Annotated in this window: 10 protein-coding genes; 5 read left to right on the plus strand and 5 right to left on the minus strand. The window is 73.7% G+C overall.

The window, feature by feature from the left end:
* Positions 1-290: 290 nt before the first annotated feature.
* Entirely contained in the window at positions 291-1,043 is a 753-nt protein-coding gene (locus AB852_RS12855; protein ID WP_073787153.1) for a polysaccharide deacetylase family protein, read from the plus strand.
* Positions 1,044-1,239: 196 nt separating this feature from the next.
* On the opposite strand, the gene AB852_RS12860 is transcribed toward AB852_RS12855, so the two are convergent.
* The 3 genes from AB852_RS12860 to AB852_RS12870 all read right to left on the minus strand — a co-directional run bounded on the left by AB852_RS12860 (position 1,240) and on the right by AB852_RS12870 (position 2,959).
* Complete coding sequence (locus AB852_RS12860) at positions 1,240-1,722, minus strand: hypothetical protein (RefSeq protein WP_073787155.1); 483 nt, start codon at positions 1,720-1,722, stop codon at positions 1,240-1,242.
* A gap of 170 nt (positions 1,723-1,892) precedes the next feature.
* Positions 1,893-2,438, minus strand: coding sequence for an ABC transporter ATP-binding protein (locus tag AB852_RS12865; protein ID WP_178391000.1), 546 nt, complete (start codon positions 2,436-2,438; stop codon positions 1,893-1,895).
* A gap of 74 nt (positions 2,439-2,512) precedes the next feature.
* On the minus strand, positions 2,513-2,959 hold the full coding sequence (locus AB852_RS12870; RefSeq protein WP_073787157.1) for a YybH family protein: 447 nt from the start codon (positions 2,957-2,959) through the stop codon (positions 2,513-2,515).
* 24 nt (positions 2,960-2,983) lie between these two features.
* Here AB852_RS12870 and AB852_RS12875 point away from each other — a divergent pair, with 24 nt between their 5' ends.
* On the plus strand, positions 2,984-3,433 hold the full coding sequence (locus tag AB852_RS12875; RefSeq protein ID WP_245876736.1) for a winged helix-turn-helix transcriptional regulator: 450 nt from the start codon (positions 2,984-2,986) through the stop codon (positions 3,431-3,433).
* Positions 3,434-3,479: 46 nt separating this feature from the next.
* Here the strand turns inward: AB852_RS12875 and AB852_RS40690 are convergent, their stop codons facing one another.
* Complete coding sequence (locus tag AB852_RS40690; RefSeq protein WP_073787159.1) at positions 3,480-7,598, minus strand: CHAT domain-containing protein; 4,119 nt, start codon at positions 7,596-7,598, stop codon at positions 3,480-3,482.
* 73 nt (positions 7,599-7,671) lie between these two features.
* Here AB852_RS40690 and AB852_RS12885 point away from each other — a divergent pair, with 73 nt between their 5' ends.
* From AB852_RS12885 to AB852_RS12895, 3 genes are all read left to right on the plus strand, one after another.
* Positions 7,672-8,094, plus strand: a complete 423-nt coding sequence (locus AB852_RS12885) for a hypothetical protein (protein WP_073787161.1) — start codon at positions 7,672-7,674, stop codon at positions 8,092-8,094.
* Positions 8,095-8,112: 18 nt separating this feature from the next.
* Entirely contained in the window at positions 8,113-9,006 is an 894-nt protein-coding gene (locus tag AB852_RS12890) for a hypothetical protein (protein ID WP_073787163.1), read from the plus strand.
* Between the two features lie 510 nt (positions 9,007-9,516).
* Positions 9,517-10,947: an MFS transporter gene (locus AB852_RS12895; protein ID WP_073787165.1), complete on the plus strand. Its 1,431-nt coding sequence runs from the start codon at positions 9,517-9,519 to the stop codon at positions 10,945-10,947.
* Between the two features lie 297 nt (positions 10,948-11,244).
* Here AB852_RS12895 and AB852_RS12900 read toward each other — a convergent pair whose 3' ends face one another.
* Entirely contained in the window at positions 11,245-14,517 is a 3,273-nt protein-coding gene (locus AB852_RS12900) for a S8 family serine peptidase (protein WP_425444168.1), read from the minus strand.
* Positions 14,518-14,786 lie beyond the last annotated feature (269 nt).

Consider the following 14,786-nt stretch of genomic DNA (forward strand, 5'->3'; position numbering starts at 1 on the left):
GCGGCGGTACGCAACTATCCGGCCGTGGAGGCCCGTTGAAGCCGGGGATCGGTCCGGCGGAATCCGGGATTTCGGCTCCGCGGCATGTTCGGCTCGCGTTCAATGGTGTCCGGCCGAAGCCCGCACATCCGTGCGGGAGCACCCGGCCTCGCGTGGCACAAGGGCGGCACGGAACGGCACATCGGGTCCGACACTCCACCCGCGGGCGGCGGGGCTGTGCGAGTCGGCGCTCCGGGCCGCTCCGGGTCTCCCCGTCCACGACGGTCCAACGATCGGAAGGAAGACCCGGAATGAAGAAGCAAGGCAGGTCGCGGATATGGTTCGGCGCCGCCCTGGCGACCTTGATGTCGTTCGCGGCGGTGCCGGGGGCCGCGCAGGCCGACCCGGGGCACGGTCCTGGGACCGCGCGGACCGGCTCGGGAAGCGACTGCTCCGCGGGCTATGTGGCCCTCACGTTCGACGACGGTCCGACGGCCTCCACGACCGCCTATCTGAAGGCGCTGCGTGATGCCGGACGGGTCAGAGCCACCTGGTTCGTGACCGGCGCGCTGGCCGCCGCGTCGCCGGAGGGGACCCGGCGGATCGCCGCCGCGGGCCACCACATCGGCAACCACTCGTACACCCACCCGGACCTCGTCTCGCTCGACGCGGCCACCGCGTACGCGGAACTGCGCGACACCAGCCGGGTCGTCCGGGCGCAGACGGGCCGTGCGCCGACGCTCTTCCGGCCGCCGTTCGGGAGCACCGACGCCCGGACCCGGCAGGACGCGGCCAGGCTCGGTATGACGGAGGTGATCTGGACGGCCGACACGGTCGACTGGAGCGGCATCCCCACCGAGACCGTCGTGTCGAACGCGCTGACGGTACGGGCGGGCGGCATCGTCCTGCTCCACGACGGACTCCAGAACACGCTCGCGGCGATCCCGGGGATCGTCGAGGGACTGGCCGAACGCGGGCTGTGCCCGGGCAGGATCGTGCGCTCGGCGGAGCCGGTCGAGGCATGGCCGGGTCTGACCTTCCACGCCAAGGCCGCGCGCTGGTGAGGTAGCGGTCCCGGCGGCGGGCCCGTACGGCGGAGCGGGCCGCCCCCACACGCCGCCCCCACACACGGGACACCCCCGAGCGGAAACGCTCGGGGGTGTCTCCCACCTTCGTGAACCCGGCCCACCGGACCGCGTTCCCGCATCCACCGGTCAGCGGTGAGCGGTCAGTGGCAGGGGCCCGCGGTAGGGGCGGGTGTCAGTCGCCGGTGTTGGTGGCCCAGACGGGACGGTTGTTCCGGTCGTAGACGACGACGTTGCCGTCGTCCTGGACGGCGAGGTAGGCGCCCTTGTTCCAGGTGCCGGCCGCCCACACCGCCTTGCCCTCGCTGTCGTAGACGACGAAGTTGCCGTCCTCCTGGAAGACCGCGCAGTTGCCGCGGCTCCAGGTGTTGGGGGCCTGCCACGCGGCACGGCCGTCCTTGTAGAGGACGAAGTTGCCGTCCTGCTGGAGGCGCAGCACCGCCCGTCCGTTGCCCGATGTCCACGCCTGGTTCTTACAGATCGTCGCGCGCGGCCGGATGATGTTGTCGCTGGTCGGCCGGGCGGCGGCTCCCGGTGCGGCGGCCTGGGCCGCCGTGGTCGCGGCGGTGGGGCCGAACGAGGTCACCGCCTGCGCGCTGCCCGCACCGGCGAACGCCAGCACCGCCACCATCGCGCATACCGCTTGACGCGTCTTCATCGCACCATTCCTTCAACCGAGGGCGCCCCGACGGGCACCGGCCTCATCGCGTGAGCAAATGATCACCTTCGGTGAGGAGGGGTGTCGAGGGTTCGTCTTGAGCCCCACTCCAACGGGCTAGCGCACCGCACGGCGGTGGACGCCGGAGCGCCCGCCGACGGCCACCGGGCTCAGCTGCGTGCGGGCCGTGGCAGATATCCCTCCGCTTGCAGGGTGAACAGCCGCTGGTAGGCGCCGTCGGCCGTCATCAGTTCGCCGTGGGTGCCCTGTTCGGTGATCCGGCCCCCGTCGAGCACCACGATCACATCGGCCTCCCGTACGGCGCTGAGCCGGTGGGACACCAGGAGGCTGGTGGCCCCGGCCCGGTGCGCGCGCAGCCTCGTGTGGATCTCGTGCTCGGCGCGGGCGTCCGGTCCCGCGCTGGGTTCGTCGAGGACGAGCAGGTCCCGGCCCTGCCGCAGCAGGGCGCGGGCCGGCGCCAGTCGCTGCCACTGCCCGCCGGAGAGCACCACGCCCGCGTCGGGGTCCTCGGCCTCGTCGCCCTCCCCCTCGTCGAAGAACAACCGGCTGAGCAGGGTGTCGTAGCCGCGTGGGAGGGTCGTCACCATGTCGTGCGCGCCCGCCGGTTCGGCCGCCCGCCGTACCCGTTCCGGGTCGTCGAGCAGATCGAGGTCGCCGACGCCGATGTTCTCGCGGGCCGTGAGGTCGTGGCTCATGAAGTCCTGGAAGAGCAGGAGCCGTGCGACCGGGCGGGCGCACGCGGGACGCAACTCCGGCTCCGGCGACCGGGCTATCCGGCGCCCCCCGCTTCCACGGGCGGTCGGGCCGTGCCGAACGGATTGTCGATGAGGTAGCGCCACAGCCCGTCCGGGCCCCGGCGTGCCACGTCCGTCGCCGTCCCCTCCATCCGCAGACGCTTGCCGTCGGGCCCCGGCCCGTCGATGACCCAGTCGACGATCAGCAGGGCGATGTCGTCCACCGTGTAGGTGTGCCGGGTCCGTACGGAGATCGGGAGCCCGAGGGCGAGGAAGTCGGCGTTCGCCGCTTCCAGGGCCGCCCCGGTGGTCCGCACACCGGGGCGGGGGACGAAGACCGCGTCGGCTTCGTACACCCTCGCCAGCGCGTCCGGGCTGCCCGTGTTGAAGGACTCGGCGAAAACCGCGGGATGTTGCTCCGGGAGAGTGGTCAGGGGGACAGTGGGGACATGGTCGCGTTCGATGTTCGACTCGCTGCTCATGCCGACACTCAAACCGACGGCCGCGTGGCCAACCAAACGGAAACCCACGCACGGCCGTCCCCGGCGGAGCCGTCCGGCCGGTCGCCGGACTGGGACGGCGAACTGGTGCCGGACGCGCGGGGCCGCACCGCGGCACCGGACGAGGACTGCCCGGTCGAGACCGCGCTCACCGCCGTCGCGGGCCGCTGGACGACACTGATCCTGCGCGAACTGATGCACGGCCCGCACTCCTTCGGCGAACTGCGTGACCGGCTGCCCCGGATCAGCACCAAGGTGCTGGCCGAACGGCTGCGGGTGCTCGGGGAACGGGATCTGCTGACGCACGACCGGCTCCGCGGATTCCCGGTCCGCACCCGCTACCGCCTCACCCCGGCGGGAAGGGCCTTGCGACCCCTGCTCATCGAGCTGTACCGCACCGGCTCCGCCATCGAGGCCCTGCGCGCGGCGGAGCGCGGGGACGGTGGAGCGGGCTGAGCGGGGCCGGCGACCGGCCAAACCGGTCCCGGTGACGGCCGGGCGCTCAGGGGCCCGCGTGGACCTGGCACGCCCACAGGCTCGGCGTCAGCGGGTAGTCGGCGCGCAGCGCGCGTACCGCGTGGTGCAGGGCCCGGGCCGTGCCGCTGACGGCAGGTGGTCCCCCGGCAGCGGTGAGCCGCTCGTACACGGCGTGGGCGGTCCGCGCCGCGACCGTGTCGTCCACGCTCCACAGCGAGCCGACGACGTGCGGGAAGCCCGCCATCTGGAAGGCGCTGACGACATGGACCGACTCGTCGGCCAGTTCGGGGCTGGTGCGCAGGGTGTCGCAGGCCGACAGATAGGCGAGCCGGGCGTCCGGGAGCCGCAGCCGCGCCAGGTCGCGCACGGTGGGGGAGGCGGCGGCGGGTCCGTGGAGCGCCAGCCGGGTCAGCGAGGGCCGGAGCGGGTCGCTCACGGCGTGGCAGGCGAAGTGCGCGTACGGATGGTCCGTCAGATGCCGCTGGACGGCCGCCTTGGTGGCCGCGGCACCGTCCAGGACCGTCACGTCCGCGAGGAGTCCGGCGAGCAGTCGCGCCTCACCGCGTGCCCCGGGTAGCGGGGGAAGTCCCTCGGCCTCGGGCACGGACACGATCAGCGGGCGCCCCGCCACTGCCGGGCGGCCTTGTTCCCGGGCGCGGGCGTGGCGCAGGGCCCGCACGGTGGGCGTGTACGAGGAGACCACCAGGTCGAGCGCGCCGGAGCCGGTGCCGTCGGGCGCCGCCGCGTGCAGCGGAAGGGCTCCGAGCGGGCCGCCCGGCGACCACCAGATCCTGGGCGGCTCCTGCCCCGGAGGCGGTCCGGCGGTCAGTCCCAGATGTCCGAGGACCGGGCCGGTGACGGCGGTCCAGAGCCAGTCGAGGGTGTCCCGGACCACGGCCTGGGCCTCCAGCGCGCGTGTGCGCGGGCAGTCGGGGGCGGCCAGCAGGCCCAGCGCTTCCTGGAACCGCGCGGTGAGCGTTCCGGCGTCCCGGGCGGTGAGTCCGGGCAGCGGCAGGGAGTCGACGCCGCCCGCGGTGACGATCAGCGCGCCGCCCGCCGGGGCGCGGGAGTCCGTGCCGGGGAGCTCGGGGGGCGGGGGGACGTAGAGCAGGACGACGGGTCCCTCGGCGGCGGTGGCGCGCAGTTCGGCCTCGTCCCACTCGCGCACCGGCCGGAAGAGGCGCAGTCCGGGGTGCTCGGTGCGGATGCGGGTGATCAGCTCGTCCCACTCGGTGGCCGCCCGGCCTCGCCGTTCGGCGGCCGTGCCGTGCGGTTCGGCGGCGATGCTTCGGAGCCGAGCGGACGGGTCGTGCGGTTCGGCGGTCGTGGGGCGTCGTTCGGGGGCGATGACGTAGGGCTCGGCGGCGGTGCCGTGGGGTTCGGCCCCTCGCCCGGGACCGGAGGGCTCTCCATGGGGCTCGGTTCCCGGCCCGGGGCGGGCGGGCTCGCCATCCGCCTGGCTCCCGTCCATCCGGCTCCCGTCCATCCGGCTCTCGTCCGTCAGCGCGTCGACGTGTTCCCGCAGTCGCACGAAGCGGGCGGCCAGTTCGGGTGCGCGGGCGGCCAGTTCGGTCAGGTCGCTGTCCGCGTCGAACGCCTGGGAGAGCAGTATCCCGCGGGCCTGCTCCAGCAGTCGTACGGCGAGCGACGGGTCGCCGTGGCGGACGGCGCAGGCGGCGGCCTCCGCGCCGAGTCCGACCGCTTGTCCGAGCCCGAACTCCTGGTCGTCGCGCACCAGATGGCGGGGCGACACCGCGGGCAGGAGATCCACCGCCATGGTGAAGGCCTCCAGAGCCTGGTCCGGTCGGCCCAGCGCGAGACAGGCCCGGCCCCAGTTGCGGGCCGCGTCCAGCCGGGTGGACGGGGCGCCGCTCGGGTCGAGGACTCCGGCCCGCAAGGCGTCCACCGCCTCCGCCAGGTCGGTGGCCGCGCGGGTGCGTTCGTGCAGCAGCAGGAGCGCCGAACCGAGGGTCGCCAGCCGGGCCGCGCGCCGGGAGTGCCCCTGCGGGGTGACGCGTACGGCCTGCCGCATCAGCCCGACCGCTTCCCGTCGCGCGGCGGACCACCAGCCCGTCCGCTCCCCCGCGAGGCGGACGGTGGCCGCCGTCATCAGGGCGTTGGCGCGCCGGGGGTTGCCTTCGGGGAGCGCCGCGAGGACCGCGTCCATGAGCTCGCGCGCCTCCCGCACCCGCGCGCGGGAGCCCGTCAGCTGGAAGTCCGTGAGCAGCGCGAGCGCCAGGTTCGTCCGCCGGGCGGGCAGCTTCGGGTCGGTGCCGGGGGTCAGTTCGGCACCGGCCCGGATCTGCTGGACGGCCTGGGCGGCGAGCGCCGGGTCCCCGGTCCGCTCGGCGGCGTCGAGCAGCGCCGAACCCGAGGAGACCAGGATCGCGGCCCGCTGTTCGACGGGCAGTCCGGGCAGCGCGGCCGCGCGGCGCCGGTGCTCCAGGGATTCCCGCAGGTCCCCCGAGTCGTTCGACACCCGGTAGCGCAGCCCCAGGGCGCCGCCGAGGGTCATGAGGCGTGCGCCGAGTTCGCCGTGCCCGTCGGGTGTGCGGCGCACCGCCTCCCGCAGGGCGCCGACCGCCTCGTCGAGACCGTACGGGCCGGTGCCCGTCTGGTGGGCGACGCTCAGGACGCTGCCCAGTTCGTGCAGGGCGGTGGGACGCCGGACGTGGTCGTCCGGCAGCAGCGCGACGGCCTTCCGCAGCCGTGCGACCGCTTCCTTGAGGGCTTCGGGGCCGCCGGTGCCGCGTTCGTGACGGGCACGCAGTTCCTGGGCGGAGTTGACCAGGCGCATGGCGGCACGGGGCGCCGGTTCGGACCCGTCCCCGGCCCCGGCCGCCTGGACCATATCCCTGTCCCTGTCCCTGTCCCTGTCCCTGTCGCCGTCCGGGCCGGCGTCCGTGCGTACCCCCGGGCCCGGGTCCGTCCGGGGTCCGGCGGCATCGGGGTCGGCGGGGTGGCCGGTGCGGGCGTGGCGGGCGCGCAGGACCGTCGCGAGCACCTCGTCCGCGTGGGACCGCAGTTCAGGGGTGGTACCGGGTTCCGTCCGGGCCCGGGTCAGTACGGCGACGGCTTCCTCCAGGTCGGCCGTCCGGTCGGTCCGCCGATAGCCGCGGAAGAGCGCGATGCCCAGGTTCAGCAGGGCGGAGCCGCGCCCGTTCGGGTCGCCGGGGACCGCCCGGCGCATCAGGTCCACCACCTCGTCGTGGAGTCCGGGTGTCCCGCCGTCCCGCTCCGCGCACAGGGACAGCGCGTGCGCCAGGCTGCTCGCGTACCTGCCGTACTCGGGGTGCCCCGGCCCGGCGCCGTCGAGGACGTCCCGGGCGATGCCGGTGGCCTCGTACAGGTCCTCGGGGTCGGACGTCGCCTCGTAGCGCTGGATCAGGGTGAGTCCGTGGTTGCTCAGCCGGACCGCGCGCTGGGGGTCGTCGGTCCGGCTCACCTTCACGGCGCGGCGTCCGACGGCGACGGCCTCGTCCAGTGGTTCCGTCGTGCCGTCGACCCGGCTCAGGGTCCCGAGGGCGGATGCCAGCGCGCCCAGCCGGGCCGGGTACACGGGGTCGTCCCGCCGGGTCGCGAGTACGGCGAGGGTTCCGGAGGCGACCCCCGTCCACAGCAGTTGTGCCAGGTCGATGCCGGACGTGGACCGTATCCGTTCGGCGAGTTCGTTCAGGCCGGACAGGTACGAGGACGCGGGATCGTCCGCCGCTTCCCTGGCGGAGAGGTCGCCGGCGGCGGCCACGGCGGACTCGCAGACGACGTGCCACTCCGCGGGGCCGTCCGCTGCCGCCGGGTCGGGGCGCTGGTCGGACGGGATACGGGCGAACCCGGCCGCCAGTTCCTCCGGCACGGCCCGCGGATCGACGGCCCAGACCGGGAACAGGAGCGTTCCCGCGCTGCTGCCCTCCCTGGTTCCCCGGCCCTCACCGAGCGCCCCGCACCGGAACCAGTACAGCCAGCCCACGGCCCACCGGACCTCCAGGTCCGTGGTGAGGTCGCTCGCCCGCAGCAGGGCCCCGGTCTCCTCATCGGCCGCGGGGCCGAACAGCCCGTCGGGGCCCCCGGGGTCGCCGCTCTCCTGGAGCCGCAGCAGCCGCTCGTGGACCACCCGCAGCCGGTGGTCCCGTTCCCTCCGCTCCATCCGCCCCGCCCCCGCCCTTCCGTGACCCGTGATCCTTGCGCCTCCCGTCCCGCCATGAGGCACAATCGGGATCATGACGGCAACGGACAGGGAGCGCCAACGCGCGGACTCCGTCGCGGCGTTGTGCCTGCTCCTGGGGGAGACGACGGGCGGGAGCGGGGGCGACCGGCGGGTGGCCGAGAGCGCGGAGCGCGCCAGGGCGCTGCTCGCCGCGTCCGGTGATCCGCGGCGGATCGACGAGGCATTGCACGCGGTCGACGAGGCGCTGCGCAGGGCGGGCGACGCCCGCGGGCTGCTCGGCGGTTCCCGGGGCGCGACGGACCCCCGGCCGTCCGGGTCCGCGCTGCCCGGGCTCCGCCCGCAGATCAAGGTGGCGCTGTGCCCGGGCGAGCCGGGGTGCCCGCGCCGCGAACCGGCCAGGGATCTCTGGCCGGCGCCGATGTGCGCGGTCGCGGGGGTACGGATGCGCAAGGAACGGCTCCGGCGGGAGCCCTGACGTCATGGACATCCGGCGGTGAACCCGCTCCTCGCGACGCTCAGCGGCAAGCTCACCGAGCGCTGGATCAATCTGCTGGTGCTGCCCGGCGCGCTGTTCCTCGGCGTCCTCGCGACCGGGGTCACGCTCGGTCACGGGCACTGGCACGATCTCGGCCGGTTGCGGTCCGCGCTCGACGGGCTCGCCGGACGGCCCGCGCTGGACCGCACCGGGACGGCCGCGGTGGTGGTCGCGCTCGTCCTGCTGCTGTCCTCCGCCCTGTCGCTGGCCGCTCAGTCCCTCGGCTCGGGCATCGAGCGCTACTGGCTGCGTGAGGCGCGCTTCCCTCCCTCGCGCGCCCTGGCCCGGCGGCGGGCGGACCGCTACCGGCGGGCGGACCGGCGGCGCACCGAGGCCATCCGCGACCCGGCCACCACGGAACGTGACATCGTCCGGCTCACCCTGCTCCGCGACCGCGTCGGGCTGGTGCCCCCGAGCCGTCCCACCTGGTACGGCGACCGCCTCCAGGCCGCCGCGGAACGGGTGTACGGCGCCTACGGCGTGGACCTCGCCGCGGTGTGGCCACGGCTGTGGCTGGTGCTCGCCGAGCCCGCCCAGCGCCGGATCGAGTCGGCCCGCGCCTCGGTGGCCGCGGCCGCCCGCCTCGCCGCCTGGACCTTCGGGTATCTCGTGGTCGCCCTGTGGTGGTGGCCGGCGCTCGCGATCGCCGTCGGCTGCGCGGTGGTCTCCCGGGTCCGGGCCCGGGACGCGGTGGAGGCGCTCGCGCAACTCGTCGAGGCGGCGGTCGACGTCCACGGCCATGACCTCGCGGTCCGGACGGGCGTCGAGGCGGCGGAACCGGAGCGCGCCCCCGGACCGCTGGACCACGCGTCCGGCGACCGGATGTCCGAGGTGTTCCGCAAGGGCGACTGACGGGGCGGGGCCGCGCGGCGCGGCGCTTGCCGTGCGCAGGGGGCGATTCGGGTTCCCCTGGCGGCTTGGTGGTGCCGCTGGCGGCCTGGTTCCCCTGGTGGCCCGGGACCCGGACGGACCTGGTGCCGCCGGCTCACGTGACGTAAGCACCCTCTGTCCCCCACGCGCCCTACGTCCCCCGGGCGCCCTACGTCCCCCAGGCGCCCCACGTTCCCTACGCGCTCCAGGCGGCGCGTAGCCAGGCCGACCAGCGCCGGGCCACCCCGAGGCGCCGGTCAGCTGGCGACCAGTTCACCGGCCGACCGCTTCACCTTTTCGCCGATGCACCGGGCCAACCGGATCACCGGACTACCGGCCCACGGACCACCAGCAGCCGACCACCGCCATTCCCTCGCCACTGGCATGTGCCCCTGGCATGCCCACCCCACCCCCGCATACCCCCCTCAGGTATGTTACATTGCAGCGCACAGATACCCCTAGGGGGTATTAAGAACAGAGGGGTCAGGGCCAATGTCAACCATCAATCCCCGGCGCTGGTGGGCACTCGCCGTGCTCGCCACCGCTCAGTTCATGGTCATCATGGACACTTCGATCATCGGTGTCGCGCTCCCCGAGATGCAGAAGGACCTCGGCTTCTCGCAGGGCGAGTTGCAGTGGGTCTTCAACGCCTACGTCATCGTCTTCGGAGGGCTGCTGCTGCTCGGCGGCCGGCTCTCCGACCTGCTCGGCGCCCGTAAGGTCTTCGCCACCGGCTGGGTGATCATGATCGTCGGCTCGGTCCTGGCCGCCGCCGCGCAGACCGCCTGGGTGGAGATCGCGGGCCGCGCCGTCCAGGGTGTCGGCGGCGCGCTGATCGCGCCCGCCGCCATGACCCTGCTGATGGTGCTCTTCGCGCACGATCCGAAGGAGCTGGGCAAGGCGATGGCGCTGTACGGCGCCGCGGCGCCCGCCGGCGGAACCGCGGGCGTCTTCCTCGGCGGGGTCTTCACCGAGTGGGCGAGCTGGCAGTGGGTGTTCATCATCTACATCCCGATCGGCCTCGCGACCCTCGCCGTCACCAAGCTGCTGCCCGCCGTCGCGCCCCGGCGCGGCTCCGTGGACGTTCTCGGCGCGGTCGCCGTCACCGCCGGTCTCGCGCTCGCCGTCTTCGCCGTGGTCCGCGCGCCCGAGGTGGGCTGGGGAGCCACCGCCACCGTCCTGGAACTGATCGGCGCGGCCCTTCTGCTGATCGTCTTCTTCGTGATCCAGCGGTCCGTCCGTGAGCCGCTCATGCCGCTCAGCGTGTGGCGGGTCCCGCGGCTCGGCTCGGCCAACCTCGCGATGACGCTGCTCGGTGCCGCCTGGATTCCGATGTGGTACTTCCTCAACCTGTACCTCCAGCAGGTCCTCGACTACGGCGCCTTCGCCTCCGGCGCCGCGCTCCTCCCCATGACCATCCTGCTGATGATCTTCATGACCACGATCACCGCACGCCTCATGGGCCGGTTCGGGGCGAAGCCGATGATCGTCGGCGGTCTGCTCGCCCTCGCGGCCGGACTGCTCTGGCTGTCGGCCGTCGAACCGACCGGCACGTTCCTGATCGACGTGCTGCCCGCGTCGCTGGTCGCCGCGCTGGGTATGGCGCTCGCCTACATCCCCGCGATGATCGCCGCCATGGCCGGTGCCCCCCAGGAGCAGGCGGGGCTGGCCTCGGGAATCGTCAACACCACCTACAACGTGGGCTCGGCACTCGGCCTCGCCGCGCTGACCGCGCTCGCCACCACACACGGTGCCGGTGAGCTCGGCAACCTGCCCGCCCTCACCGACGGATTCAGCGCCGCGTTCCTCGGCGCCGCCGCCATCGCCGCCGTGGGCGCGGTGATCACACTCGTCGCGATGAAGGGCGAGAAGGCCACGAACGCCGCCGCGGCCGCCCCGCGGAACGAGACGGCCGGGGTGTGACGTACCGGGCGTGACGTACGGGGTCACCCCGTACCGGCAAGGGTTCGTCCGACGGCTCGCAGAGCGCCGGACGAACCCTTGCGGTGCTCCGCACCCCCGTCGACCCGCGCCCGGCCGCCCCGCACCACGACGGAACAACCCGCGGCCCCGCCGAGACGGCCCGCACCACGACGGAACAGATCACACCACCACGCGACGACCCGCACCACGACGGAACGGCCCGCCGGAACCGTGGTTCCGGCGGGCCGCCCCTGTCGGTGTCGGCTCACCGTGAGCCGTACCCGATATGACGGGGTGTCACCTGCCGAGGAAGGCGTTGTGGATGGTGACCGCCGACTGGTTGTCCTGCTTGTCGGTGACGACGGCCCTCAGGGAGATCCCCTTGCCCTTCTCCGGCGCGCGCACCTTGACCTTGCCCGCGTCGACCGTCGCGGACTTCCACTTCTTGCCGTCGTACGACACCAGGACGCGCAGCGTCTTCAGGTTGGTGCCGGACGCGGCGCCCTGCACCTCGACCGGGACGACCTGCTTGCTTCCCGCCGGGACGGTGGAGTCCAGGGCGAGCCGCGGCTGGAACCGGACCGTGGAGACCGGCAGATCCGTCCGGCCGGCGGTACGGGCCGAGGTGAACGTCCAGGAGGCGTCGATCCGGGTCCCGGCGCGGTTGAACGTCGGGTCGCGGTGGATCGTGGTCGCCACCTTGTACTTGGCGGACTCCGGCGGCAGCGTGATCAGCTGCTCGTCGATGGCCACGTCGTTCTTGGTGTGCAGCACGCCGTCGCGGTGGACGGTGGTGCTCGCAGCGGAGTACCGGGCGAAGCCCGAGTGGCCGGCCCCGTCACTGACCAGCGTCAGCGAGCCGCCGATGTCGTCGCCGTCACGTACGAGCCCTTCGCCCGCGTTCATCCGGGGGCCCGACACACCGACGTTGAACTTCTCGGTGTGCGTCGTGCCCGGCTCGAAGCGCTGCGACCCGCCGAGGCCGTACAGGGCGTCGAAGAGCTGGTCGCCCGCCGCGTCCTTCGCGCCGAGCACAGCCGCCTCGATGTTCCAGCGGGCCCCGTCGTCCGTGGACAGATACACGTCGCGGTTCGCCGACGCGGCCTGCGTGGCGAACGGCGCGAGGAATCCGCCCCCGTACTCCAGTTCGCCGTGTGCGGCGAGGGCGCCCCGCAGGCCGGGTGCGGACGCGCCGATTCCCGCCTTCACCAGGGCCATGTTCCGGGTCGTGTAGGACTTGGAGTAGCCGGTGGCCAGCTCCGGGACCGGACCGCCGGTCAGCATGTTGTACTCGGTGGTGCCGTGCTCCCAGTGGCCGGACCACTGCTGGGTGAGGTATCCGTCGGGCAGCCGCGGACCCTGCGAAGCGGTACGCAGGTTGTCGAAGCTCGCGAAGTCGCTGCCCTGGAGGACGTACACCTCGGGAGTGTTGAGGGTGTACATCATCCCGGCGCGTGTCGGGCGGGCGGCCGGGTCCGGCACCGTGACGTTCACCGGCCGGGTGGTCCGGGCGTCGAGGGTGACGGTGGTGGGGCCGGACACCGAGAACTGCGGGTTCTCGATCAGGTCGATGCCGTTGCGCGGGGCCGCGGGATCGGCCAGCAGGTTGGCCGCGAGGGCGTAGTTGCCGCGCGGCAGCCGGACCGTGGTGGAGCCCGACGACAGTTGCGGGAAGACCCGCCGGCCGGTGGCGGCCTCGCTGTAGCCCTTCAGATCGGCCTGCCAGCCGCTGCTCGGCGCGCCGTCCCGTCCGAGGGTCTTGAAGGTGACCTCGTACGACTCGACCTCGCGCTCCACCGCGGCGGCGGTGCGCACGCTCTGGCCGCCGCCGGAGGCGACGACCGTGACGGAGTACGAGCCGTTGACCGCCCCGCCGATACGGGTGTCGGCCGTCAGGGCCACGGAGGCGCTGCCGCCCGCCGGGACCGTGACCCGCTGCGCGCCGAGGGTGAAGAACCCGGCCGGGGCGGGCTGTCCGTCGCCGCCGACGGGCGTCGCCAGCGACAGGTCGAGCGTCACATCGGCGGTGCCGTTGTTGCGGTACGTGACCTGCTTGGTGACGGGTGTGTCGTCGTGGTGCGGCCACTCCTGGGTGCCCATGCTCACGGAGCCCGGTTCGGAGACGACCGTCTGGTCGATGGCCTTGTCGACCGAGAGACGGCCCGTGCCCTGCTCGAAGACCGAGTGCGCGCCGCCCTTGGCCGAGCCCATCAGGACGGACTTGAGCTGTGCGCCCGTCCAGGTGGGGTTCTTCTGCTTGAGGATCGCGGCGGCGCCCGCGACATGCGGGGTCGCCATCGACGTACCGTTCATGCTGACGTAGCCGGGCGGGTTCTGCCCCGGGACGCCCGCGGCGGCGGCCGCCCCGATCGCCACACCGGGCGCGGTCATGTCCGGCTTGACGGCGTTGTCCCCGGTGCGGGGTCCGACCGAGGAGAAGTCGGCGATCAGGTCGTTGTCGTCGACGGCGCCGACGGTCAGCGCCGCGTCGGCGCTGCCCGGCGACCCGACCGTGCCCCGGCCCGGTCCTTCGTTGCCCGCGGCGACGGCGAACAGCACGCCCTTCTCCGCGGAGAGCTTGTTGATCTGGGCTTCCATCGGGTCGATCCCGGGGGTGTCGAGGCCGCCCAGGCTCATGTTGATGATGTCGGCGCCCTGTGCCACGGCCCAGTCGACCCCGGCGATGATGCCGGAGTCGTCACCGGAGCCCCGGTCGTTCAGCACCTTGGCGTTGATCAGCTGCGCCCCGGGCGCGACACCCTTGTACCGGGCGTCCTTCTTCCCCGTACCGGCCGCGATGGAGGCCACATGCGTGCCGTGCCCGACGCGGTCCCGGGCGTCCGGGGAGGAGCTGAAGTTGCGTTCCGCGACCACACGGCCCGCCAGGTCCGGGTGGGTGGCGTCGATCCCGGAGTCCGCGACGGCGATCTTCACACCGGTGCCGTCGTACGAACGGGCCCACGCGGCCGGGGCGCCGACCTGTCCCGTGCTGCGGTCGAGCGACGCCTTCCGCACACCGTCCAGCCAGATCCGCGCGATACCGGACGTCCTGGCCACCGAGCCGTCGTCCTTCGGACGGGTCAGGGCCTCCCAGAGCGCGCCCTTGCTGTCGGTGGCGCTGGTGACGGCGTCGGCTTCGAGGGCCGACAGGGTGCGGCGGACGGTCGTGCCGTCGGAGGAGCGCACCTCGGTACGGGCGGCCCCGGCCGTGGCGCCGCGATAGCCGACGATCACCTTGAGCCCGGCGCGGTGGGCCTTGCGGCTCTCCGCCTCGGCGAGTCCGGTGACGTCGAACAGCCGCTGGTCCAGCGTGCCGTCGGCGATCAGGCTCCGGGCGTCACGCGGCACCACATAGGTACGGCCGTCGTGGACCTGGGTGAAGAAGGGCATGTCCTCACGGCCCTTGGCCCGCTGGATGCCGCCGACCCGGCCCTTGGAGTCCACGAGGACCCGGTCACCGGTGATCAGGACGACGGTGTGAACGGTCCTGCCGCCCGTTCCCGGGCTCTTGGCCGCGGTGGTGGACATCGCGTCCAGGTCACCGCTCTGTGCCGACGCGGGGCTGGTCATGCCCGCCGTCAAGGCTATGGAAGCCGCCGCGGCGACGGTGGCCGCGTAGGCCTTCTTTGCTGGTGTGCGCAAGACTCCCCCTGCTCAGGAGCGAATCGGGCGGGCGGGGGCCCAGCCCGGGCGGGGGCGCGCGCAGATAGGTGCACGCCCCCGGCTCCCGAAGTATTCCGGGGGTGCTCCGGCGCACTCAATGATCGCCTGATGATCATTGTGTGACGGGACTGCGGGGCACCGGGGCCCGCCGTCCCCCGACACGGCGGGGCATCGGG

The sequence above is a fragment of the Streptomyces uncialis genome (genome assembly GCF_001905345.1).
GTDB lineage: Bacteria > Actinomycetota > Actinomycetes > Streptomycetales > Streptomycetaceae > Streptomyces > Streptomyces uncialis.

Coding starts and splice junctions, on each gene's coding strand:
- AB852_RS12870 (WP_073787157.1), bottom strand. CDS start 2,959: ATGAGCAGCGAGTCGAACATCGAACGCGACCATGTCCCCACTGTCCCC.
- AB852_RS12900 (WP_425444168.1), bottom strand. CDS start 14,517: ATGACCAGCCCCGCGTCGGCACAGAGCGGTGACCTGGACGCGATGTCC.
- AB852_RS12855 (WP_073787153.1), top strand. CDS start 291: ATGAAGAAGCAAGGCAGGTCGCGGATATGGTTCGGCGCCGCCCTGGCG.
- AB852_RS12865 (WP_178391000.1), bottom strand. CDS start 2,438: ATGAGCCACGACCTCACGGCCCGCGAGAACATCGGCGTCGGCGACCTC.
- AB852_RS12860 (WP_073787155.1), bottom strand. CDS start 1,722: ATGAAGACGCGTCAAGCGGTATGCGCGATGGTGGCGGTGCTGGCGTTC.
- AB852_RS40690 (WP_073787159.1), bottom strand. CDS start 7,598: ATGGAGCGGAGGGAACGGGACCACCGGCTGCGGGTGGTCCACGAGCGG.
- AB852_RS12895 (WP_073787165.1), top strand. CDS start 9,517: ATGTCAACCATCAATCCCCGGCGCTGGTGGGCACTCGCCGTGCTCGCC.
- AB852_RS12885 (WP_073787161.1), top strand. CDS start 7,672: ATGACGGCAACGGACAGGGAGCGCCAACGCGCGGACTCCGTCGCGGCG.